This is a genomic window from Blautia sp. AF32-4BH, assembly GCF_003460565.1.
GTDB classification, from domain to species: domain Bacteria; phylum Bacillota; class Clostridia; order Lachnospirales; family Lachnospiraceae; genus Fusicatenibacter; species Fusicatenibacter saccharivorans.
Window position 1 is genome coordinate 323204 of the sequence record NZ_QTVL01000001.1, and the last position, 22386, is coordinate 345589.

The window sequence follows — 22386 nt, forward strand, 5'->3', positions numbered from 1 at the left end:
AGCATGCCTTTTTTACCAATTACAAGAGAAGAGATGAAGGAACGGGGAATCGAACAGTTTGACTTTGTCTATGTCATCGGAGATGCCTACGTGGACCATTCCTCGTTCGGACCGGCAATCATCAGCCGTGTGCTCGAGGCGAACGGCTATTCCGTCGGCATCATCTCACAGCCGGACTGGAAGGACGAGAACAGCATTTCGATTTTCGGTGAACCGCGTCTTGGCTTTCTTGTCTCTTCCGGAAATATGGATTCCATGGTCAACCATTATACCGTGGCGAAAAAGCACCGAAAAACAGATGCCTTTACGCCGGGCGGTGTCATGGGAAAACGGCCGGACCGCGCGGTTACCGTGTACGGCAATCTGATCCGGAGAACGTATAAACATACACCGATGATCCTCGGCGGCATCGAGGCATCGCTCCGGCGCCTTTCGCATTACGATTACTGGTCTGACCAGGTGCGCCGCTCCGTCCTTCTCGATTCCGGTGCGGATCTGATTTCGTACGGAATGGGAGAACTTTCGATCGTAGCGATTGCAGATGCACTTGCGGCCGGCATTGACGTTCATGATGTCACCTTTATTCCGGGAACCGTTTATCGGAGCAAAACGCTGGATCACCTGATTGACCCGGTGGTGCTGCCGTCATTCGAGGAGGTGCGGGAGAGCAAGCGGACGTATGCGGAGAGCTTTGCGATTCAGTATAAAAATACCGATGCCATCAATGCGAAGCCGATGGCAGAGCCGTATGAGGGCCAGGGCTACATTGTACAGAATCCGCCTTCCCGTCCTTTGACAGAGCAGGAGATGGATGATGTCTATGCGCTTCCATACATGCGCGCCTATCACCCAAGCTATGAAAAAGACGGCGGTGTGCCGGCGCTTGGAGAAATCAAATACAGTCTGACGAGCAACCGCGGCTGCTTTGGATCCTGCAGTTTCTGCGCGCTGACGTTCCACGAGGGACGCGTTGTGCAGACAAGAAGCCACGAATCCATTCTGGCGGAAGCGCGGCAGATGGTTCAGGAAAAAGAATTTAAAGGCTATATTCACGATGTCGGCGGCCCGACGGCGGATTTCCGCGGTCCGGCATGCAAAAAGCAGCTCACCAAAGGCGCCTGCCCGAACCGGAACTGTCTCTTCCCGGAGCCGTGTAAAAATATGGTGGCAGATCACAGAGATTATGTGAAGCTGCTGCGGGAATTAAAAGACATTCCGGGCGTGAAGAAAGTCTTTATCCGCTCCGGCATCCGTTTTGACTATGTCCTGGCCGATAAAGACCAGACGTTCCTTTCCGAGCTGGTAAAGGATCACGTCAGCGGTCAGCTCCGCGTTGCGCCGGAGCACGTTTCGAACCGTGTGCTTTCCTATATGGGAAAACCGCGCCACGAAGTATATCAGGAATTTATCCGCCGCTTCGATGCGTGCAACAAAAAGACGGGGAAGCAGCAGTACGCACTTCCGTATTTTATGTCGTCCCATCCGGGGTGTGACTTGGAGGATGCGGTGGAGCTTGCCGAGTACATCCGCGATATGGGATTTATCCCGGAGCAGGCACAGGACTTCTATCCGACGCCTTCCACACTTTCCACCTGTATGTACTATACCGGTCTTGACCCGCGGACGATGGATCCGGTTTACGTGCCGAAATCGCCGCATGAGAAGGCGATGCAGCGTGCGCTGATTCAGTACCGGAATCCGGAGAACTATGAGCTCGTCTGCGAGGCACTGCGCCGGACACACCGGGAGGATCTGATCGGATTCGGACCGAAATGTCTCGTACGACCGAGAAAGATGGCCGGGGAGGCAGGAAAACCGTCAAGAGGAAAAGGGTCCAACGGAAAAGGCTTTGGCCAGAAGACGGCGAATGACCGTTCCGGACAGGGAAAAGCCAAAACAGGCGGACGGCCGAAAAAGACGCTCCGCAACGTGCACAAAAAGAAATAAACACGCAGAAGATGAGCGGGGATCTTATCGAAGAAGGGAAATGACAGAAGAATGAAGATCAGAAAAGGGGATTACGGCTATATCCGCCGGGAAAAGAAAAAAAGACTGCTTGTGACACTGGGACTGTTCGTCCTTCCGGCCATCGTTTTTATTGTCGGGCTTGTGCTTGCAGACGGAAACAAGAGCAACATTTTTACGGTTGTCGCCGTAGTAGGCTGTCTGCCGGGCTGCCGCGCCGCCGTCGGTTTTATCATGATGGTTATGCAAAAGCCAGTGGACAAAGCAGTGTACGATGCCATTGAGGCAAAAAAAGGAAAACTGCTGATGGGATATGAAATGTATATCACACAGGAAAAATCGAGTCTGATGATCGAAGCAGCGGCGTTCTGCGGTGAGGAGATCGCCTGCTACACCACGCGCGCCAAAGACCAGAAACAGATCGAGGACTGCACTACGTATCTGAACAAGATCATCCGTGCCAACGGCTACAAATGCCATGTGAAGATTTTTGATCGGGAAAAAGCATTTCTGGAGCGCCTCGATTCCCTGAACCGCAACTACGATGAGCTGGAAAAGAGCGCCAGTGAAAACTTCAAACCGGATGAGCGGTACCCGGATCTGTCCCGCACGGAACTGGTGAAACACACGATGCTGGCGCTGGCACTGTAGGAGACCATTGCTATGAGAGAACTGACCGTGACAGAAAAAGACTGCGCGCAGCAGCTCATCAAATATCTGTCCAAATATATGGAGGAGGCGCCAAAGAGTTTCTTCTATAAAATGCTGCGAAAGAAAAACATTGTGCTGAACCAGAAAAAGGCGGACGGCAGTGAAAAGCTGAAAACAGGCGATACGATCCGGCTGTATCTGGCGGAAGAGACCATCGAAAAATTTCGGAAAACACCGGAAAAACCGGCGGCTGGAAAACAGGTAAAGTATCCGAAGCTGGATATCGTCTATGAAGACGAAAAAGTAATTTTCCTGAACAAGCCGGCAGGTGTCCTCTCACAGAAGGCGAAAGAGACGGATGTGAGCCTTACCGAAGCGCTCGGCGCCTATCTTTCGGAAAAAAATGCCGGGGAGGAGACCATGTTCCGCGCCGGACTCTGCAATCGTCTGGACCGGAACACCAGCGGTCTGATTCTTGCCGGAAAAACCGTTGCGGCGACGCAGCAGCTTTCAGAACTGATCGCAGAGCGGGCTGTTGGAAAATACTATCTGACGGTTGTAAAAGGAACCGTGACAGAGACAGAGCGGATACGCGGATATCTCACAAAAAATGAGAGGACAAACCGTGTTTCGATTCAGAGAGAGCAGCAGGGAGATGCTGTTTACATAGAAACCGCATACCGGCCGCTCTGTGCCGGAAGAGGCTGTACGCTGCTGGAGGTTGAGCTGGTGACCGGAAAGAGCCATCAGATCCGCAGCCATCTCGCGAGCATCGGTCATCCGCTTGCGGGAGATACGAAATACGGGGATGCGGAGTTTAACCGCCGCTTCCGGGAAAAATACGGACTGAAATACCAACTTCTCCATTCGTGGAAGGCGGTATTTCCAGAGCTTACGGGCACCTTATCGGATCTGTCCGGAAAAACCTTTACAGCGCCCCTGCCATCATCCGTGCGCCGGATTTTACAGGGAGAACATTTGACGGGAGAAGGATTATGAGCCGAAAAGACAACGAAAAGAAAGAAACAAAACCAAGAAAAACGGAGGAGACGAGCATCGGACGGGAAATCTGGGAATATGTAAAAATGATCGCTATTGTCGTGGCAGTCGTTGTTTTTGTGGAGCAGGTCATTGTCATCAACGCAAGAATCCCATCTCCTTCCATGGAAAACACGATTATGACCGGAGACCAGATCTTCGGTAACCGCCTTGCTTATGTAAAGAGCGATCCGCAGCGGTATGACATCGTTATTTTCTATTATCCGGACGACGAGAAGCAGAAGTTTATCAAGCGCGTCATCGGACTGCCGGGAGAGACGGTTACGATCCGCGACGGAAAGGTGTATATCAACGATTCCACCGATCCGCTGCGCGATGATTTCTGCCCGGAAACACCGGTCGGCGATTTCGGACCGTATGAGGTGCCGGAGGGCTGCTACTTTATGCTCGGCGACAACCGGAACGTATCAAAGGATTCCCGCTACTGGCTGAATCCGTACGTAGAGAAAGACAAGATCATCGGCAAGGCCTTTCTGCGCTACTGGCCGCTGAACAAAATTTCTCTGATTGAATAAGAACAGAACAAAGACGAGGACAGGAATTATGGCATGGACATCGAGGGGACTCCGCGGATCAACGCTGGAGGAAATGATCAACCGCACAAACGAGCAGTACCGTGACAAGCATCTGGCACTGATCCAGAAGGTGCCGACGCCGATCACCCCGATCAAAATAGATAAGGAGAGCAGACACATCACGCTGGCTTATTTTGAAAAGAAGAGTACCGTTGATTACATCGGCGCTGTACAGGGCATTCCCGTCTGCTTCGATGCCAAAGAGTGCAAAACGGATTCCTTTCCGCTCGCAAACATCCACGAGCACCAGGTCACGTTTATGAAAGATTTCGAGCAGCAGGGGGGGATTTCCTTCCTGCTGCTGTATTTTACGGCGCGGGACGAATATTATTACCTGCGGTATGAGACGATGAAAACCTTCTGGGACCGCGGACAGAACGGCGGAAAGAAGCATTTTTCCTACACCGAGCTTGAAACGTCATTCTTCCTTCCCAGAACGGGAAGCAGCGTTCTCGTCCCGTACCTGAACGGAATCCAGAAGGATCTGGAGATACGGGATTCGAAAGCGGATTAAAATTTTGAGTTGACAGGGAAAATGTTTTCCGATATACTAACCATAGTTTTAAATTCAATATGGTAATATGGTAGTGGACTAAAGCGAAAAAGTGAGGACAACAAAACATGGATCGATTAATTCATACCCCGGAAGGCGTCCGGGATGTCTACAATCAGGAATGTACGAAAAAATTATACATGGAGAATCAGATTGAGCAGGTATTTCATGCGTTTGGATATCAGGATATTGAAACACCGACGTTCGAGTTTTTTGATGTATTCGGAAGAGAAGTGGGAACAACACCGTCCCGCGAGCTCTACAAATTCTTTGACCGCGACGGCAACACCCTTGTGCTCCGTCCGGACTTTACCCCGTCGATTGCACGCGCAGCCTCCATGTATTTCATGGAAGAGACGATGCCGATCCGCCTTTGCTACAGAGGAAGCAGCTTCGTCAACAGCAGCAGCTATCAGGGCCGCTTAAAAGAGTCCACCCAGATGGGCGTCGAGCTCTTAAACGATGATTCCGCAATGGCAGACGCAGAGATCATTGCGATGACCGTAAAAGTTATGCTGGATGCCGGTCTTACCGATTTCCAGATCAGCATCGGCCACGTAGGTTTCTTCCAGGCGCTCGCCGAGGAAGCTGCGCTCGCCGAGGATGTTCTGAACGAATTAAAAGAACTGATTTCCATTAAAAATCATTTTGGCGCCGAGGAGCTGCTGGCAAAACAGAACCTTCGAAGTGATCTGTTTGAAGCACTCCGTGATGTTCCGCAACTGTTCGGAAATGCAGAGATTCTCGAAAAGGCAAAAGGCCTTACAAGAAATCCGGCGGCAAGAGAGGCACTCGATCGTCTGGCTACGATCTATGAGATCGTTAAAGATTACGGCTATGAAAAATACGTCTTCTTCGATCTCGGCCTTTTAAGCAAATTCCATTACTACACCGGTATTATTTTCCAGGCCTACACCTACGGCACCGGCGAGCCGATCGTAAAAGGCGGCCGCTACGATGCACTGCTGCAGCACTTCGGAAAGAAAGCGCCGGCGATCGGATTCTGTACTGTCATGGAATCTCTGATGAATGCACTGGAGCGCCAGAAAATTTCTCTTCCGATTGCCAATACGAAAACGATGCTACTCTACCCGGATTTTCTTCAGCCGCTGGCCGTAAAACTTGCTAACGAGCACAGAAGCAAGGGCATGGATGTCGCGCTGGTCTGCTTTGCAAGGGACAAGGTTCTTGCAGATTATGAAGAATACGGCAGAAAGAACCAGTTCGGCGGCATTGTCTATATTCAGAAGAGCGATTCGGTGCTTGCTATCGATTTGTCGACAGGAGAAGTACAGCCGGTGGAGCTGTAGGAGAGGAAGGGTACGAAAAAGATGAGATATTTGACCATTGCACTGACAAAAGGACGCCTGGCGTACCAGACGCTGGAGCTGCTGGAAAAAGTCGGCATCACCTGCGATGAAATGAAAAATAAAGATACGAGAAAGCTGATTTTCACGGACGAAGAGCATAAGCTCCGTTTCTTCCTCGCCAAAGGTCCGGATGTGCCGACCTATGTGGAGTACGGCGCAGCGGATATCGGAATCGTCGGAAAGGACACGATTCTGGAGGAAGGAAGACGCCTCTACGAGGTATTGGACCTTGGCTACGGCAAGTGCCGCATGTGTGTCTGCGGACCGGAATCCGCGCGTGAGCTGCTGCAGCACAACCAGCAGATCCGTGTGGCAACGAAGTACCCAAACATTGCCAAGGATTACTTCTACAACCGCAAGCACCAGACCGTTGAGATGATCAAGCTGAACGGCTCGATCGAGCTGGCACCGATTGTCGGACTTTCCGAAGTGATTGTGGATATTGTAGAGACAGGAAGCACTTTACGGGAAAACGGCCTGACCGTTCTCGAGGAGGTCTGCCCGCTGTCTGCGCGCATGGTTGTCAACCAGGTGAGCATGCGGATGGAAAATGAGAGAATTACCAAATTAATTCAGGATCTGAAAGGAGCACTGGTATGAGAATCGTAAAACTGACAAAAGAGACCACAGAAAATATTCTGGAGAATATGCTGAAACGAAGCCCGACACAGTACGGAACGTACGAGGCTTCCGTGCAGGAGATCATTGAGAATGTAAAAACAAGAAAAGACGCAGCCGTTTTCGAATATACCGAGAAATTCGACCACGCGGTACTCGATGCTTCTACCGTAGAAGTAACACAGGAAGAGATTGATGAGGCGTACAACATCGTAGATCCAGAGCTGATCGGTGTCATCCGCAGATCCATGAAAAATATCCGTGAGTTCCACGAAAAACAGAAACAGAACAGCTGGTTCACCTCTACCGAGAACGGAACGATGCTTGGCCAGAAGCTGACCGCCCTGAACCGTGTCGGCGTATACGTTCCGGGAGGAAAGGCAGCGTATCCGTCCTCTGTTCTGATGAACATTCTTCCGGCAAAAGTGGCAGGAGTCAAAGAAATCTGCATGACAACGCCGTGCGGCAGAGACGGAAAAGTCAACCCGGTTGTCCTTGCAGCAGCAAAAGAAGCCGGTGCGGACCGCGTCTTTAAAATCGGCGGTGCACAGGCAATTGCAGCCCTTGCTTACGGAACCGAGAGCATTCCAAAAGTCGATAAAATCGTAGGACCTGGAAACATCTACGTTGCCCTTGCAAAGAAAGCCGTATACGGAAATGTCAGCATCGACTCCATCGCAGGCCCAAGTGAGATTCTTGTCCTTGCTGATGAGACTGCAAATCCGCGGTTCGTGGCAGCCGATCTCTTAAGCCAGGCTGAGCATGATGAGCTTGCAAGTGCGATCCTCATTACCACCTCCCAGGAACTGGCAGAGAAGGTAAGTGAAGAGGTAGACGGTTTCTTAAAAGTCCTCTCCAGAAGCGACATCATCTCCAAATCACTGGACAACTTCGGCTACATCCTTGTCACCGATTCGCATCAGGAAGCGATCGACACCGTAGATGCCATCGCACCGGAGCACCTCGAGATCGTGACGAAGAACCCGTTTGAGGATATGATGAAGGTACATAACGCCGGTGCTATTTTCCTCGGCGAGAACTCCAGCGAGCCTCTCGGTGACTATTTTGCCGGCCCGAACCATATCCTGCCGACGAACGGAACCGCAAAATTCTTCTCCCCGCTGTCCGTAGACGATTTCGTGAAGAAATCCAGCATCATCTATTATTCCAGAGAAGCCCTTTCCGAGATCCACGAGGATATCGAGAGCTTTGCAAAATCAGAGAGCCTGACGGCACACGCCAATTCGATTGCCGTCCGTTTTGAGGGGGAAGAGTAAGTGGAGAACAGAACAGCCAGCGTAGAACGCGTGACAAAAGAAACAAAGATCCGCATGACATTAAATCTGGATGGAACGGGAAAGAGCGACATCCACACCGGCATCGGCTTTTTTGACCATATGCTCGACGGCTTTGCCCGCCACGGTCTTTTCGACCTTTCCGTTTCTGTAGATGGAGACCTTGATATAGACGGCCACCACACGATCGAGGACACCGGTATCGTGCTCGGAACTGCAATCCGCGAGGCAGTCGGCGACAAACAGGGCATCCGCCGCTACGGCGACAAAATCCTTCCGATGGACGAGACACTGGTGCTCTCGGCCGTTGACCTCTGCGGCAGACCGTATCTCTCTTTCCAGGCAGAATTTACGCGGGAGAAAGTAGGAGAGATGGAGACCGAGATGGTAAAAGAATTCTTCTACGCCGTTTCCTATGCGGCGCAGATGAATCTGCATATCAAAGTGCTTGACGGCGGAAATAACCACCACATCATCGAGGCGATGTTCAAAGCATTTGCGAAGGCACTCGATGAGGCAACTTCCTTCGATCCGAGAATTGCCGGCGTGCTCTCGACCAAGGGCAGCCTGTAAGAGCAGAAAAAGAGGAGAACAAGAGATGAAACAAGCATTAAAATGTGATTTTACCTGGGCGGATTTTAAGACAAACAGCGACGGCATGGTTCCGGTTGTTGTACAGGATGCGGAAAATGACGAAGTGCTGATGCTCGCCTACATGAATGAAGAAGCGTTTGAGACGACACTGCGCCTTGGAAAAATGACGTACTGGAGCAGAAGCCGCAATGAGCTCTGGACGAAAGGACTGAGCTCCGGCCATGTGCAGTATGTAAAACAGCTTCTGATTGACTGCGACAACGATACAATTCTTGCCAAAGTAGAACAGGTCGGCGCAGCGTGCCACACCGGAAACCGCACCTGCTTTTACCGGACCCTGGCAGAATAAAAATTTTTGATTCAGAGCATAAAAAGAGCTCCTGTTTCACAGAATAAAATCTGTGGGACAGGAGCCTTTTTATGCAGTTCTGTATCGTTAAAAAGCCATTACAGAAGAAGGTATTTTAAGATAAACAGAACAGCCAGGATGTACATGATCACGCTGATCTTTTTTTCTTTTGCTTTTCCGCTCAGGATCTGGATTGCAACGTAGGAGATAACTCCCATGGCAATACCTTCGGAAATGCTGTAGAAGAATGGCATTGCTCCGATGCAGATGTAGCACGGAATCGCCTCGGAAAGATCGCTGAAATCAATGTTGACTACGTTGGTCAGCATGTAGAAGCCTACCACGATCAGTGCCGGAGCCGTTGCAAAGGACGGGATGGCAAGGAAGATCGGGGAGAGGAACAGAGCGAGGCCGAAGAGGATTGCAGTGGTAACAGCGGTAAGACCGGTACGGCCGCCTTCGGAAACGCCGGAAGCACTCTCAACGAAAGTCGTTGTGGTAGAAGTACCAAGAACAGCACCTGCGCAGGTAGCAACAGCATCTGCCATCAGCGCGCCCTTGATGCGCGGAAGTTTTCCGTTTTTGTCGAGCATGTTTGCCTTGGAAGATACACCGATCAGAGTTCCGATGGTATCAAACATATCGACAAACAGGAATGCAAACATGATCACGAAGAACTCGCCTGTTTTCAGAATGGAGAAATCCAGTTTTCCGAAAATCGGGGCAAGGCTTGGAATGGAAAGTCCGTTGGAAAAATCCGGGAACAGGCTGTAGAAGCCGTTTGCCGGGTTCGGAACGTAGAGACCGCATGCCTGGCAGATCATGCCGAGGATCCAGGTTGCAAGAATTCCCCAGAGGATGTTTCCTTTTACATTGCGTACGACAAGAACAGCGGTGAGGATAACACCGATGACTGCGAGCAGAACGGTGATTCCGACATCGTTAAACGTTCCTGCCACATACTCCGTTCCGTTTAATGTGGCTGCAGACTGCAGGTTGGCATTGTAGGAAGACAGGGAATAGAGGCCTGCCACGGTTGAAGAGTTCGGCAGTACAATTTTTGCATTCTGAAGTCCGATGAATGCGATGAACAGACCGATGCCGACGCTGACTGCAGATTTCAGGCTGACCGGAATGGAGTTGAAGATCGCCTCACGGACGTTGGTCAGAGAAAGTACAATAAAGATGATACCTTCTGCAAAAACGGCGGTCAGGGCTGCCTGCCAGCTATATCCGTATCCGAGAACAACGGTGTAGGCGAAATAGGCGTTGAGGCCCATTCCAGGTGCCAGAGCGAATGGATAATTGGCAAAAAGTGCCATGAGCAGGGTGCCAAGGAAGGCTGCCAGAGCCGTTGCGGTAAAGACAGCGCCGTGGTCCATGCCGGTGGAGGAAAGGATGTTCGGGTTGACGGCAAGAATGTACGCCATCGTCATGAACGTGGTGACACCGGCGATGATCTCGGTTTTGACCGTTGTTCCATTTTCCCGCAGCTTGAATGTGTTTTCCATCAGCTTGCTAAACTTTTCCATAGTTTTCTCTCCTTTTGAATTTTGTAGGCGGAAATGTCGCCTCATAATATGGAAACATCCTAAATGTTACAATATTATCAAGTAGAATGCAAGAAAGAAACGAAAAGAATCTGAAAATTTCTTGTCGAAATTTTTAATTTTTCTATAGACAAATGTCATGATTTCTTTTATGATAAAAAAGGTGTCTTGTAAAATCTGCGTTAAGGAAATGTAAAATATTGAGACCAAAACATGAAAATGCTTTGACAGGGATTTTGAAAAGACATCAGAAAAAGACAAGGAAGAAAAAAGAATATGAGTGTAATAGTGTCTTTGATGGGCGGTCTGGGCTTCTTCTTATATGGAATGAAGCTGATGAGTGAAGGACTGCAGAAGGTTGCCGGATCCAAGATGAGAAGCATTCTGGAGGTATTTACGAAGAACCGTGTGATCGGTCTTCTGGTCGGTATTTTCTTTACCGCGCTGATTCAGTCCTCCAACGCTACAACCGTTATGGTGGTCAGCTTCGTAAACTCCGGTCTGATGAAACTGGCACAGGCTCCTGGAATTATCCTCGGAGCAAACATCGGTACGACAGTTACCGGACAGCTGATTGCGTTTGACCTTGCGGATATCGCGCCGCTGTTTGTCATCATCGGTGTTCTGATGGTTATGTTCGTAAAGAACAATCTGACGATCAGCCGTCTCGGCGAGGTTATCTTGGGATTTGGTATTCTGTTTATGGGTATCTCCGGTATCTCAGGAGCCCTGAACGAAGCAAAAGAGATCCCGGCAGTCGTTAACGCCCTCGGATCCCTGACGAATCCGTTTCTTGCGTTCTTAGTCGGCTGGGTGGCTACCGCGATTCTGCAGAGTAACTCTGCAACGGTCGGAATCATCATGCTTCTTGCAAGAGAGGGCTTGATGGGACTTCCGATCTGTCTGTTTATGATGCTTGGATGCAACATCGGATGTACGATGTCCGCTATTCTTGCCAGCTTCGGCTGCAAAAAAGATGCAAAACGTGCGGCATGTGTCCACCTGCTGTTCAACATCTCCGGAACGATTGTCTGCTCCATTATTTTCCTGCTGTTTGGAAATCAGGTAGTTGACTTCTTTATGGGTATTTCCGGAAACGAAGCAGGCCGTATGATCGCAAATGCAAACTCGATCATCAAAGTATGCCAGGTACTCCTGATGCTGCCGTTTACCCCGCTTCTGGTGAAGGCAACGTACTTTATCATCCGCGGAAATGACGAGGAAGACAAAAAGTTCGAGCTTGCCTACATCAGCTCGAAACACGCGATGTCCCCGACGACTGCAGTTCTGCAGGCTGTCCGTGAGATGGAGCGTATGGCACAGATGGCAGAGACCAACCTGATTCGCGCGATGAATACGCTGGTGACCCGCGATCAGAAAGAAATCGATGAGGTCTACCGTGTCGAGGAAAATATTAATTTCCTGAACAAAGAGATTACGAACTATCTGGTTCACTTAAATCAGGCATCGCTGCCGACATCAGACGTTATGCGCATCGGAGCGCTGTTCCATGTGGTCAATGATATCGAGCGGATTGGTGATCATGCCGAGAATGTCGCAGATTCTGCTGTGCAGATGACGAATGACAATGTGACCTTCAGCAAACAGGGCGAACTGGATCTTTCCGAGATGCTGGATATGGTATTAAAAATTCTCGATGAGTCGATCGAAATGTTTGCAAAGAATGATCTGCAGCACCTGCAGGAGATCATTGATATTGAAAATTCCATTGATCAGGAGGAGCGGGATCTGCAGCAGAAGCATGTAGAGCGTCTGACCCGCAACGAATGTACGCCGGAAGCCGGCATGATCTTCTCCGATCTTGTATCCGGACTCGAGCGTGTCGCGGACCATGCAACCAATATTGCATTCTCCATTCTGGATGAAGATCCGGAAGAGAAAGCAGCCCGCGAGGCAGTTGCAGGAGCAGAAAAATAAGAAATGGATTAAGAGAATAGGAGAAAGGCCCCGAAACATTGGAGTTATGTTTCGGGGCCTTTCTTTCATGCTTATGATGTTTTTTATTTATGGATTTCTTTCACGGGAGAGCGGGCAGTCAGATCGAAGGAGTAGCGGAGGTCAGGGTATTTCCACCCTCTGCAGAGCGGGATGAACCCGCATTCTGCTGGGAATCGCTCTGCTGATCATCTGAAGAGCTGGTGCTCGTTCCGAGGGTCAGTGAGAAGGTCTTTGTCTCATAGGATCCGTTGTCTGGAACCTGTACTTCCACCTCAACGGTTTCGCCGGCAGAGTAATACTGCAGCAGGGATTTCAGCTCGCTGGTGGAGGTGATGGAATGTCCGTCAAAGCTGGTCAGAACGTATCCGGATTTCAGACCTGCATTTTCAGCGGCACCGCCGGAGGTTACTTCGGAGATATAGATGCCGGCCGGCATATTGTATGCCTGCTGGATCTGGCTGCTGACATCGAGGCATTTGATGCCGATCGTTCCCTGATCTTCTGCGGCAACCTTTGTTCTGGTCTGCTCATTCATCAGATTTTCAATGATATCGGAAACACGGGAGACCGGGATTGCATAGCCCATGCCCTCTACCTCTGTAGAAGCAAGTTTTGCGGAGTTGATACCGATGACCTCTCCGTTCATGTTCAGAAGAGCGCCGCCGCTGTTGCCAGGGTTGATGGCTGCATCGGTCTGTAAGTAGGTCTTTCCGGTTGTATCAGTGGAAGAAGTATCTGCCGTTGTTCCATCGGAGCTTCCGTCAGAAGAGGAATCGCTGTCGATCACACGGTTTGCAGCACTGATGATACCGGTCGTAACGGACTGGCCGTAGCCGAGTGCGTTGCCGATCGCAACGACCTGCTCGCCGACCTCAACGGAATCAGAATCGCCCATCGTGGCAACAGCGATGCTGCTCATCGTGTCATCCGGGATCTCGGAGAGCGGAACGGCGATGACGGCAAGATCGTTATCGGCATCGGTACCTTTGATATTTGCCTTGCAGACCTGATTGTTTACAAAACTAACAGAAAGAGTATCGGCATCTTCTACTACATGGTTATTGGTGACGATCAGAAGCTCGGTGTCATTCTTTCCGATGATGATACCGGAACCGCAGCTTGTGGTCTCCTCGGTCTGCGGAGTCTGGGCACCGTAACCGAACATGCTGAAGTAGTTCTGTACTTCCTGTACGGACTGGTTTGTGATGGAGACGATCGACGGCATTGCGTTTTTCGCAATCGTGGAAACATCCATCGTTCCGGTGGAAGTGGAGCTTGAGGATGTGGCAGCGGCTTTTAAGAGGCTGCTGTTGGAAGTCGTCTGCTGTGCAGTGGTTGTTGTTGCAGTGGCTGTCGTGCTTCCGGCAAAGTGGTTGACTGCCTGGAAGGTACCGCCGGCAACACCGCCGAACAGAACTGCGCTTAAGGCGATGGCTCCGATTTTTTTTGCAAGCTTAGCAGCTTTTTTGTTTTTGGAAGAAGGTTTCTTTCCGTTGAAGCTATTCTGCTCTGCTGCCATCATGTTCTCATTATTGGTTTCGTTTTCGTTATTGTAGTTGTTTCTGTAGTCCATCATAATAAATGCTTCCTTTCTGGTATCTGTATTTTAAACTGTGTTCCGGAATCGGCTTCCGGTTTTGTTTGCTTCCTTTTTTGTTTCTATGCTTTGCAGTATAATGGGAATCTGTGATGGAAATGTAGTAAAAATGTGAAAAAAATAAGTTCTCTGGAAAAGAGAAAAGTGCTACAATAAGAAACAGAAAAATGATCAGGAAATGAGGAAGTAATAATGAATAGAGGAATAACACAGAAACAGTATCTGGGGTTGGTCCCGCCGACGGAGGAGGACGCCCGCTCCAGCCAGATGCGGATACTGGATGCATTAAAAGAGAAAGGAATCACCGCATCATTTACCCTTCCAGCGCTGCAGAAACTGTATCCCATCTGCGATGAGGCAGACTATAACATAACGGTTTCCCTCGCATGGAATGGAAGCATCTGGCAGGTGGTTGATCTGGAAGCGGGCGATACAGCAGCAGAGCATTACGGCTATGCCGCTGATCTTGGAAGTACGACCGTCGTTGTGCGCCTGGTAAACTGCAGCGACGGTACTGTGCTTGCCGAGGAGAGCGAATACAACCGCCAGACTGCCTATGGAACCGATATTCTGACGAGAATCTTTGCCTGTAAGGATAAACCGGAGGTACTGCAGGACATCCGTGCGTGTACGATGGAGACATTTACACTGCTCTTTGAAAAACTTCGCCAAAAGACAGGAATTGCGCCGTCGGATGTTCTCTCAATGGTCGTATCCGGCAACACAACGATGATCCATTTCCTGCTGGGACTGGATCCGTTCTGCGTCTTTTCATCCCCGTACGCCGTGCGCGCAGACCGCGTCGGATTCCTTCCGGCGAAAGAGATGGGATTTCCCATGAAGGGATGTGTCTACTGCGTGCCGGGAAAATCCAATTACCTGGGCGGTGATATATTAAGCGGTATGATCGCAACGGAACTCTATAAAAAAGAAACGATCAGCGTTTTTTTTGATATCGGAACGAACGGCGAGCTTGTCGTCGGAAACCGGGAATTTCTGCTCTGCGGCGCAGGCGCTGCCGGTCCGGCGCTCGAGGGCGGCGTGGTCAAAACCGGCATGCGAGCTGCAGAAGGCGCTGTTGATACGGTAAAAATAGAAGACGGGAAAATCCAGTGCCATGTAATCGGAGAGGGTAAGCCAAAGGGCATCTGCGGTTCCGGCATTATCGATCTGCTCGCGGAATTATTCCTAAATGGATGGATCAACCTGTTCGGCACCCTGCAGCCGGAGCGGTCCGAAAAGATCAAGGAAGACCCGGAGACGGGAGAGTGGTGCGTTGAATATAGTGAAGGGCTGTGCTTCTATCAGAGTGATATCGCCGAATTCCTTCGTACAAAGTCAGCGGCCTACACGATGGTTGAGTACATGATGCGTGAATCCGGCATTTCCATGGAAGAAATTGACCGGTTTTACGCGGCTGGTGCATTTGGAAAGCACGTTTCAAAGGAATCCGCCATCACGATCGGCATGTACCCGGATATGGACCGCAGCCGCCTGATCTGCGCCGGAAATACGTCGCTTGCGGGAGCAGAAAAAATCCTGCTGGATCGGACCTGCATCGACGATATTGACCGCATTCTGGACGAGATGGTCTACATCCAGTTCGGCCAGGTCGCCGCTTTCATCTCTATGATGAAAGCGGCCCAGGCAATCCCACACACGGATCTGGAGCTGTTTCCGAGTGTACAGAAGAAGCTCGAAGAAAAACAAAAAGAGAAATAATGGCAATTGCTTGACCGCAGTCGAATTGTGTCATATACTTACTATTGATAATGAGAATCAATAAGGAGTGAAATATATGACACTGAAAGAACTGCCGATCGGCAAAACAGCGACCGTCCGCACGGTAGGAGGAGAGGGCGCGCTGCGGCAGCACTTCCTAGATATGGGAATCATTCCGGGGGCGGAAGTGACGATGGTAAAGTATGCACCGATGGGAGACCCTGTGGAAGTGCGGATTCACAGCTATGAACTGACACTCCGCCTCGCCGATGCCGGACGGATTGCCATTGATGAGATGCGGGACGCTGTAAAAGAAAAAGAGCAGCCGGATGCGAAAGCAATTCCGCATCCCGGCTTTGGAGAGGGCGGAAAGTACCACAATAAGGCAGAGGAGCATCCGCTGCCGGAAGGAGAGCTGTTGTCCTTTGCGCTGGCCGGAAACCAGAACTGCGGCAAGACCACCCTGTTCAACCAATTAACGGGATCCAACCAGCACGTCGGAAACTTCCCCGGCGTGACCGTAGACCGGAAGGACGGTGAAATCCGCGGCCAGAAAAACACGCTGGTCACCGATCTTCCCGGCATTTATTCGATGTCGCCGTATTCAAGCGAAGAGATCGTCACCCGGAATTTCGTTCTGAACGAGCATCCGCGCGGCATCATCAATATTGTAGATGCGACAAATATCGAACGAAACCTGTATCTGACGATGCAGCTGATGGAACTCGACGTTCCGATGGTACTGGCCCTCAACATGATGGATGAGGTACGCGAAAACGGCGGTTCTGTGCTCGTGAACCAGATGGAAGAGAGACTTGGCATCCCGGTTATCCCGATTTCCGCTGCAAAAAACGAGGGAATCGATGAACTGGTTGCCCATGCTGTCCATGTGGCCAAATACCAGGAAAAACCGGGCAGAAAGGACTTCTGTGAGGCGAATGACCACGGCGGTGCCGTCCACCGTGCGTTGCATGCGATCATGCATCTGATCGAGGATCACGCCGCAAGGGCGGATATTCCGGTGCGGTTTGCGGCGAGCAAGCTGGCAGAGGGCGATGCGCTGATCCTGGAGCAGCTGGCCCTCGATGAAAACGAGAAAGAGATGCTCGAGCATATCGTCTGTCAGATGGAGACGGAGCGCGGCCTGGACCGCGCGGCGGCGATTGCGGATATGCGTTTTAATTTTATTGAAAAAGTCTGCCGTGAGACCGTGGTAAAACCAAAAGAGAGCCGCGAGCATGTGCGGAGCACAAAAATTGACCGTGTGCTGACCGGAAAATATACGGCTCTGCCATGTTTTGCCGGGATTATGGCGGCTGTCTTTTTCCTGACCTTCCATGTGATCGGAGCATCGCTGCAGAGTGTGCTGGAGGTTCTGATCGGAAAACTGACCGAGCTCGTGGACAGCGCCATGACAGCATGGGGCGTCAATCCGGTGCTTCATTCCCTTGTGATTGACGGTATTTTTAACGGCGTCGGAAGTGTCTTAAGCTTCCTTCCGATCATCGTCACCCTGTTTTTCTTCCTGTCCATTCTGGAAGACAGCGGCTATATGGCGCGCGTGGCATTTGTGATGGATAAGCTGCTCCGGAAAATCGGCCTCTCCGGCCGCAGTATCGTGCCGATGCTGGTCGGTTTTGGCTGTACCGTGCCGGGCGTCATGGCGAGCCGCACCCTGCCTTCCGAGCGTGACCGGAAAATGACGATCCTATTAACTCCGTTTATGAGCTGTTCGGCAAAACTTCCGATTTACGCGTTCTTTACCGCCGCATTCTTCCCGAAATACAGTGCCCTTGTGATGGTTCTTCTGTATTTCGGTGGTATCTTCATGGCTGTCCTGATGGCGATGCTGATGCAGGGAACTTTATTCCAGGGGGAAGCCGTTCCGTTTGTCATGGAGCTTCCAAACTACCGCATGCCGGGGGCAAAAAATGTCGGACAGCTTTTGTGGGATAAGGCAAAAGACTTCCTGCAGCGGGCATTCACCGTCATTTTTGTTGCCACGATTGTGATCTGGTTTTTACAGACCTTTGGAACGCATCTCAATGTCGTGGAGGACTCCAAGGACAGCATTCTCGCCGTTGTCTCCGGCCGTCTCGCCCCGGTTTTTCGGCCGCTTGGATTTGGAGACTGGAGAGTATCGACCGCCCTTCTAACCGGATTTATGGCAAAGGAGAGTGTCGTCTCCACACTTTCCGTACTGTTCGGCACGACCGCGCAGCTGACCGAAATTCTGACACCGGTTTCCGCATTAAGCCTTCTGGTTTTCTGCCTCCTCTATACGCCGTGTGTGGCGGCAGTCGCTTCCATCAAGCGGGAGCTTGGCGGCAGATGGGCAGCCGGTGTTGTCGTTTCCCAGTGTGTGATCGCCTGGCTGGCAGCTTTTGTCGTACATGGCTTTGCACTGCTGTTTGGCATGTAAAAAAGAACATTAAATAAGAAAAGCTCTGCAGAACAGAAAATGCAAAATTCTGATCTGCAGAGCTTTTGATATATGGCTGGTAAAAAAATGCCGGTTTTAAATTTTTCGTATCACATGCTTTAAAATTCTTGTCTTGTGGAGCAGAAAGATCGAGCAGTCCATAAACAGATGGGCAAGAAAGGTGCTCAAAATGACGCCATTTGATTTCAGCAGAAAGCCGACATGGAACCCATACCAGCACACGAAACCGGAGTAGGCGCTCATGATGACAAGAAGCGGTAGATTTTCCAACACGCCCCGCATCGTTTCAAGAAAACTCTTGACCGTAAAGTCGAAATACAGGAAGCGGCCGACCGTCAGTGTCAGGAAATAGAGAATCAGGCCGTCGTAATTCGTGTCCTCGTAGATAAAGCGGATGTACAGGAGAATCAGTACAATATAGAAGACCGAAATCAGCCGCACCGATGCTTTCTGCTCCGGCTCAAGATGCGTGAGCTTTACGAGAACCACATCGAGCCAGCTTGTCAGAAAGACGGAGAGCACGATAAAGACAAGAAGCACCACATCCTGATATTTCTCCCAGTACATCGAAATCTGCGGCAGACGCTCATCGATAATGTAATAGAGGGAGAGGAAGAGAAGAATCGAAGTGCCGGAGAAAACCAGCTCATAAAAGCTTTCCACAACCTGATACTGCCTGCGCTGGTGTTTCTTCCGGCGTATTTTTTTCGCTTTTTCCTCTGTCTCCTCTTTTAGCTGCCGCTGAATCTGCAATTTTGCAATCAGAAGCACAAGGGTAAGCACCAGAATCAGGCCGAGCAGTGAGACAAGCAGAAAACTGCCCACATTGGCGGGATCAAAATAGTGAAGAATATAGTATCGTTTCAAATAAAATCACCTCTTCTGGAAATTCTTTTTTTTGATTTCTCTTCACTTTAGTACCAAATCCGGAAAAAGTAAAGTACAAAAATGAGAACAGAAAGTGTCTGATAAAAAATGACCGAAATGGAGAGAATAAAGCGATCGATGCGTGACAAGGAAGAAAAGATGACGATCAGTCAAACTCGGTCAAAACAGGGCGATAAAACGGGGGAATCCGTCATAAAACTCTAAACTTATGCAAATACGACAAAAAGAGAAGGTAAAATTCATGAAATATTAATGATTGATTTTGAATGAATATGACGATATAATAAGCTCATCAAAGCAAACACGATCAAAATAAAGCAGGAGGGAAATATGATTTACACAGTGACATTCAATCCGTCTCTGGACTACATTGTATCGGTGGAAGACTTCAAGCTCGGCCTTACCAACCGTACAAGCTCCGAGCTGATGCTTCCGGGCGGAAAAGGAATCAACGTATCGACCGTACTTGGAAACCTTGGAATTGAGAGCACAGCGCTCGGATTTCTGGCAGGCTTTACCGGAAAAGAAATCGCGGGACGGCTCGACCAGATGGGAATTAAAAACGGCTGCATCTGGCTGGAAGAAGGATATTCCCGCATCAACGTCAAATTAAAGAGCATTGACGGAACTGAGATCAACGGACAGGGACCCGAAATCCCGGAGAAAAAAGTGGAAGAGCTGATGAAACAGCTTTCCGCACTCGGCGAGGGCGACGTTCTCTTCCTCGCAGGCAGCATCCCGTCATCCATGGCAGATGATGCCTATCAGAAAATTATGGAAATGCTCGACGGCAAGGGCGTCCGCATCGTCGTAGACGCGACCCGTGATCTGCTGATGAAGGTTCTGCCGTACCACCCGTTCCTCATCAAACCGAACAATCACGAGCTCGGTGAGATTTTCAGTGTGGAATTAAAGACAAGAGAGTCAGTTGTTCCGTATGCAAAACAGCTGCAGGAAAAGGGCGCACAGAACGTTCTGGTTTCCATGGCAGGCGAAGGAGCCGTTCTCGTTGCCGCATCCGGTGAGGTCTTTGAAGCTCCGGCCCCGAAAGGAAAGCTCATCAACGGCGTCGGCGCAGGCGATTCGATGGTAGCCGGATTCATGGCAGGCTACATGGAAAAAGAAGATTACCTCCATGCGTTCCATATGGGAATCGCAGCGGGAAGTGCAAGTGCTTTTTCTGAAAACCTTGCAACCCGGGAGGAAATTGCATCTGTCTACGAACAGATTACAAAATAAGAGGGAGGACGTCTCATGAGAATCACAGATTTGCTGGACATCCGCAGTATTGCGTTGGATGCCGCACCGAAAAGCAAACAGGAAACGCTTGACGCAGCCGTAGCGCTGATGGTCAAAAGCGGAAAGATCACAGACGAAGATGCGTACCGCGCACAGGTTTACGCAAGAGAAGAAGAGAGCACCACAGGAATCGGAGAGGGAATTGCGATTCCGCACGGAAAATGTGATGCAGTAAACAAACCGGGCCTTGCAGCCATGGTTATCCCGAACGGCGTTGATTTTGATTCTCTCGATGGAGAGCCGGTCACCCTGCTGTTCCTCATCGCAGCGCCGAACACGAAAGACAACGTTCACCTCGATGTCTTAAGTAAACTTTCCATGATGCTGATGGATGAAGAGTTCACCAAGAGCCTTCGAAACGCAAGGACACCGGAAGAGTTCCTTGCCATTATCGACCGCGCCGATGAAGAGAAAAAGAGCGTAGATGAGCGTCTTGCAGAGCCGGTGGAAGCAAAAGAAAATCAGGTGAAGATTCTCGCCGTTACTTCCTGCCCGACCGGTATTGCCCACACTTACATGGCAGCCGAGGGAATCGAGAAAGCAGCGAAAGCAAAAGGATGCTTCGTAAAAGTCGAGACACGAGGCTCCGGCGGAGCGAAAAACGTGCTGACTGCACAGGAAATCGCCGATGCGGACTGCATCATCGTTGCAGCCGACGCACAGGTTCCGATGGATCGTTTCGACGGAAAGAAAGTTATCCAGCGCCAGGTATCCGACGGTATCAGCAAAGCAGATGAGCTGATCGAGCTTGCGATGTCCGGAAACGCACCGGTTTACAAGAGCGGCAATGCGCAGGCAGCCGCAGCAAGCACGAAGAAGAACAGCGGCGGTATCGGCCACCAGCTGTACACCCAGCTGATGAATGGTGTTTCCCATATGCTTCCGTTCGTTGTCGGCGGCGGTATTCTGATCGCAATCGCATTCCTGATCGACGGACTTCTTGTTGATATGAACTCCCTTGATGCCGCAGCCAGATCAAACTTCGGTACGATTACCCCGGCTGCAGCGATGTTCAAACAGATCGGCGGCGTGGCATTCGGCTTCATGCTCCCGGTTCTTGCAGGCTACATCGCCATGGCAATCGGCGACCGGCCGGCACTTGCCCTTGGTTTTGTCGGCGGTATGATGGCATCGAGCGGAACCTCCGGTTTCCTTGGAGCACTCGTTGCCGGTTTTGCAGCAGGCTACATTATCCTTGGCCTCCGCAAAGCATGTGAGAAACTTCCGGAAGCACTCGAAAAGATTGCGCCGGTTCTGATTTACCCGGTAGTCGGCATCCTTGCGATGGGACTTCTGATGCTCTTCATTGTAGAGCCGATCATGGGAACCGTCAACACGGCACTGAACAATGGTCTTGCTTCCATGGGCGGATCCAGCAAGCTGATCCTTGGCATGATCCTCGGCGGCATGATGGCCATCGACATGGGCGGCCCGTTCAACAAAGCAGCTTACGTATTCGGAACAGCAGCCATCGCAGCAGGAAACTACGACATTATGGCATCCGTTATGATCGGCGGTATGGTTCCTCCGTGTGCGATTGCACTTGCAACCCTGCTGTTCAAAGATAAATTTACAAAAGAAGAAAGAGAATCCGGTCCGACCAACTTCATCATGGGACTCGCCTTCATCACCGAGGGTGCGATTCCATTCGCAGCAGCAGACCCGATCCACGTTCTTCCGGCCTGCATCATCGGCTCCGGCCTCGCAGGTGCGCTCTCCATGGCATTTGGCTGTACCTTAATGGCACCGCACGGCGGCATCTTCGTTGTACCGGTTATGGGAAATGCGCTGCTTTATCTGGTGGCAGTTGTCATCGGAACAGTGGTATCCGCAGTTCTGCTTGGGGTTTTAAAGAAAAAAGCTGCATAAAAGAGTAGAAAAAAGACAGAAAATAAAGTA

The 22386-nt window shown here is 50.5% G+C and carries 17 protein-coding genes and 1 pseudogene; 15 read left to right on the forward strand and 3 right to left on the reverse strand.

What is annotated here, in order from left to right:
• The first annotated feature begins 3 nt into the window (after positions 1-3).
• The 10 genes and pseudogenes from DWZ44_RS01540 to hisI all read left to right on the forward strand — a co-directional run.
• On the forward strand, positions 4-1947 hold the full coding sequence (locus DWZ44_RS01540; RefSeq protein ID WP_055226360.1) for a YgiQ family radical SAM protein: 1944 nt from the start codon (positions 4-6) through the stop codon (positions 1945-1947).
• A gap of 51 nt (positions 1948-1998) precedes the next feature.
• A complete protein-coding gene (locus DWZ44_RS01545; protein ID WP_022461880.1) occupies positions 1999-2616 on the forward strand; it encodes a DUF4191 family protein in 618 nt (205 codons plus the stop codon).
• 12 nt (positions 2617-2628) lie between these two features.
• Positions 2629-3615 carry an RluA family pseudouridine synthase gene (locus DWZ44_RS01550; RefSeq protein WP_055226359.1) on the forward strand — a complete coding sequence of 329 codons (987 nt, stop codon included), beginning with the start codon at positions 2629-2631 and terminating at the stop codon, positions 3613-3615.
• The gene (gene lepB, locus DWZ44_RS01555; protein WP_055265187.1) at positions 3612-4190 is read left to right on the forward strand and encodes a signal peptidase I; all 579 of its coding nucleotides are present in this window, start codon (positions 3612-3614) and stop codon (positions 4188-4190) included. Before DWZ44_RS01550 ends, lepB begins: the two co-directional genes overlap by 4 nt.
• A gap of 25 nt (positions 4191-4215) precedes the next feature.
• Entirely contained in the window at positions 4216-4764 is a 549-nt protein-coding gene (locus DWZ44_RS01560; RefSeq protein ID WP_117509155.1) for a Holliday junction resolvase RecU, read from the forward strand.
• Between the two features lie 107 nt (positions 4765-4871).
• Positions 4872-6113, forward strand: coding sequence for an ATP phosphoribosyltransferase regulatory subunit (gene hisZ, locus DWZ44_RS01565; RefSeq protein ID WP_117508989.1), 1242 nt, complete (start codon positions 4872-4874; stop codon positions 6111-6113).
• A 21-nt stretch (positions 6114-6134) separates the two neighbouring features.
• Entirely contained in the window at positions 6135-6773 is a 639-nt protein-coding gene (gene hisG, locus DWZ44_RS01570) for an ATP phosphoribosyltransferase (protein WP_022461875.1), read from the forward strand.
• The gene (hisD, locus tag DWZ44_RS01575; RefSeq protein WP_055226357.1) at positions 6770-8068 is read left to right on the forward strand and encodes a histidinol dehydrogenase; all 1299 of its coding nucleotides are present in this window, start codon (positions 6770-6772) and stop codon (positions 8066-8068) included. The genes hisG and hisD overlap by 4 nt, the downstream gene beginning before the upstream one ends.
• A 54-nt stretch (positions 8069-8122) precedes the next feature.
• Positions 8123-8659 carry an imidazoleglycerol-phosphate dehydratase HisB gene (hisB, locus tag DWZ44_RS01580; RefSeq protein ID WP_242991106.1) on the forward strand — a complete coding sequence of 179 codons (537 nt, stop codon included), beginning with the start codon at positions 8123-8125 and terminating at the stop codon, positions 8657-8659.
• Positions 8660-8714: 55 nt separating this feature from the next.
• Positions 8715-9026 (forward strand): annotated as a pseudogene (hisI, locus tag DWZ44_RS01585) (phosphoribosyl-AMP cyclohydrolase); the annotation flags it as partial.
• Between the two features lie 101 nt (positions 9027-9127).
• Here the strand turns inward: hisI and DWZ44_RS01590 are convergent.
• Positions 9128-10543 (reverse strand): NCS2 family permease, encoded by a 1416-nt coding sequence (locus DWZ44_RS01590; protein ID WP_117509154.1) that lies wholly within the window; start codon positions 10541-10543, stop codon positions 9128-9130.
• A 312-nt stretch (positions 10544-10855) separates the two neighbouring features.
• Between DWZ44_RS01590 and DWZ44_RS01595 the strand changes: the two genes are divergently transcribed.
• Positions 10856-12517, forward strand: coding sequence for a Na/Pi cotransporter family protein (locus DWZ44_RS01595; RefSeq protein ID WP_117508987.1), 1662 nt, complete (start codon positions 10856-10858; stop codon positions 12515-12517).
• A gap of 118 nt (positions 12518-12635) precedes the next feature.
• On the opposite strand, the gene DWZ44_RS01600 is transcribed toward DWZ44_RS01595, so the two are convergent.
• Positions 12636-14114: a S1C family serine protease gene (locus tag DWZ44_RS01600; RefSeq protein WP_117508986.1), complete on the reverse strand. Its 1479-nt coding sequence runs from the start codon at positions 14112-14114 to the stop codon at positions 12636-12638.
• A gap of 213 nt (positions 14115-14327) precedes the next feature.
• On the opposite strand from DWZ44_RS01600, the gene DWZ44_RS01605 reads away from it, so the two are divergent.
• Both DWZ44_RS01605 and feoB read left to right on the forward strand, forming a co-directional pair.
• Complete coding sequence (locus DWZ44_RS01605; protein WP_117508985.1) at positions 14328-15857, forward strand: ASKHA domain-containing protein; 1530 nt, start codon at positions 14328-14330, stop codon at positions 15855-15857.
• Positions 15858-15933: 76 nt separating this feature from the next.
• Positions 15934-18279: a ferrous iron transport protein B gene (gene feoB / locus DWZ44_RS01610; protein WP_055265179.1), complete on the forward strand. Its 2346-nt coding sequence runs from the start codon at positions 15934-15936 to the stop codon at positions 18277-18279.
• A 96-nt stretch (positions 18280-18375) separates the two neighbouring features.
• Here the strand turns inward: feoB and DWZ44_RS01615 are convergent, their stop codons facing one another.
• Positions 18376-19167, reverse strand: a complete 792-nt coding sequence (locus tag DWZ44_RS01615) for a hypothetical protein (RefSeq protein WP_117804079.1) — start codon at positions 19165-19167, stop codon at positions 18376-18378.
• Positions 19168-19518: 351 nt separating this feature from the next.
• Here DWZ44_RS01615 and pfkB point away from each other — a divergent pair, with 351 nt between their 5' ends.
• Complete coding sequence (gene pfkB, locus DWZ44_RS01620) at positions 19519-20427, forward strand: 1-phosphofructokinase (RefSeq protein WP_117804080.1); 909 nt, start codon at positions 19519-19521, stop codon at positions 20425-20427.
• A gap of 15 nt (positions 20428-20442) precedes the next feature.
• Positions 20443-22356 carry a PTS fructose transporter subunit IIABC gene (locus tag DWZ44_RS01625; RefSeq protein ID WP_117804081.1) on the forward strand — a complete coding sequence of 638 codons (1914 nt, stop codon included), beginning with the start codon at positions 20443-20445 and terminating at the stop codon, positions 22354-22356.
• Positions 22357-22386 lie beyond the last annotated feature (30 nt).

Bases quoted from the DNA above. Each gene is read 5' to 3' on its own strand.
- DWZ44_RS01545 (WP_022461880.1), top strand. From the start codon at position 1,999: ATGAAGATCAGAAAAGGGGATTACGGCTATATCCGCCGGGAAAAGAAA.
- pfkB (WP_117804080.1), top strand. From the start codon at position 19,519: ATGATTTACACAGTGACATTCAATCCGTCTCTGGACTACATTGTATCG.
- DWZ44_RS01550 (WP_055226359.1), top strand. From the start codon at position 2,629: ATGAGAGAACTGACCGTGACAGAAAAAGACTGCGCGCAGCAGCTCATC.
- DWZ44_RS01600 (WP_117508986.1), bottom strand. From the start codon at position 14,114: ATGATGGACTACAGAAACAACTACAATAACGAAAACGAAACCAATAAT.
- DWZ44_RS01540 (WP_055226360.1), top strand. From the start codon at position 4: ATGCCTTTTTTACCAATTACAAGAGAAGAGATGAAGGAACGGGGAATC.
- DWZ44_RS01595 (WP_117508987.1), top strand. From the start codon at position 10,856: ATGAGTGTAATAGTGTCTTTGATGGGCGGTCTGGGCTTCTTCTTATAT.
- hisD (WP_055226357.1), top strand. From the start codon at position 6,770: ATGAGAATCGTAAAACTGACAAAAGAGACCACAGAAAATATTCTGGAG.
- feoB (WP_055265179.1), top strand. From the start codon at position 15,934: ATGACACTGAAAGAACTGCCGATCGGCAAAACAGCGACCGTCCGCACG.
- DWZ44_RS01625 (WP_117804081.1), top strand. From the start codon at position 20,443: ATGAGAATCACAGATTTGCTGGACATCCGCAGTATTGCGTTGGATGCC.
- hisB (WP_242991106.1), top strand. From the start codon at position 8,123: ATGACATTAAATCTGGATGGAACGGGAAAGAGCGACATCCACACCGGC.
- lepB (WP_055265187.1), top strand. From the start codon at position 3,612: ATGAGCCGAAAAGACAACGAAAAGAAAGAAACAAAACCAAGAAAAACG.
- hisZ (WP_117508989.1), top strand. From the start codon at position 4,872: ATGGATCGATTAATTCATACCCCGGAAGGCGTCCGGGATGTCTACAAT.
- DWZ44_RS01605 (WP_117508985.1), top strand. From the start codon at position 14,328: ATGAATAGAGGAATAACACAGAAACAGTATCTGGGGTTGGTCCCGCCG.
- hisG (WP_022461875.1), top strand. From the start codon at position 6,135: ATGAGATATTTGACCATTGCACTGACAAAAGGACGCCTGGCGTACCAG.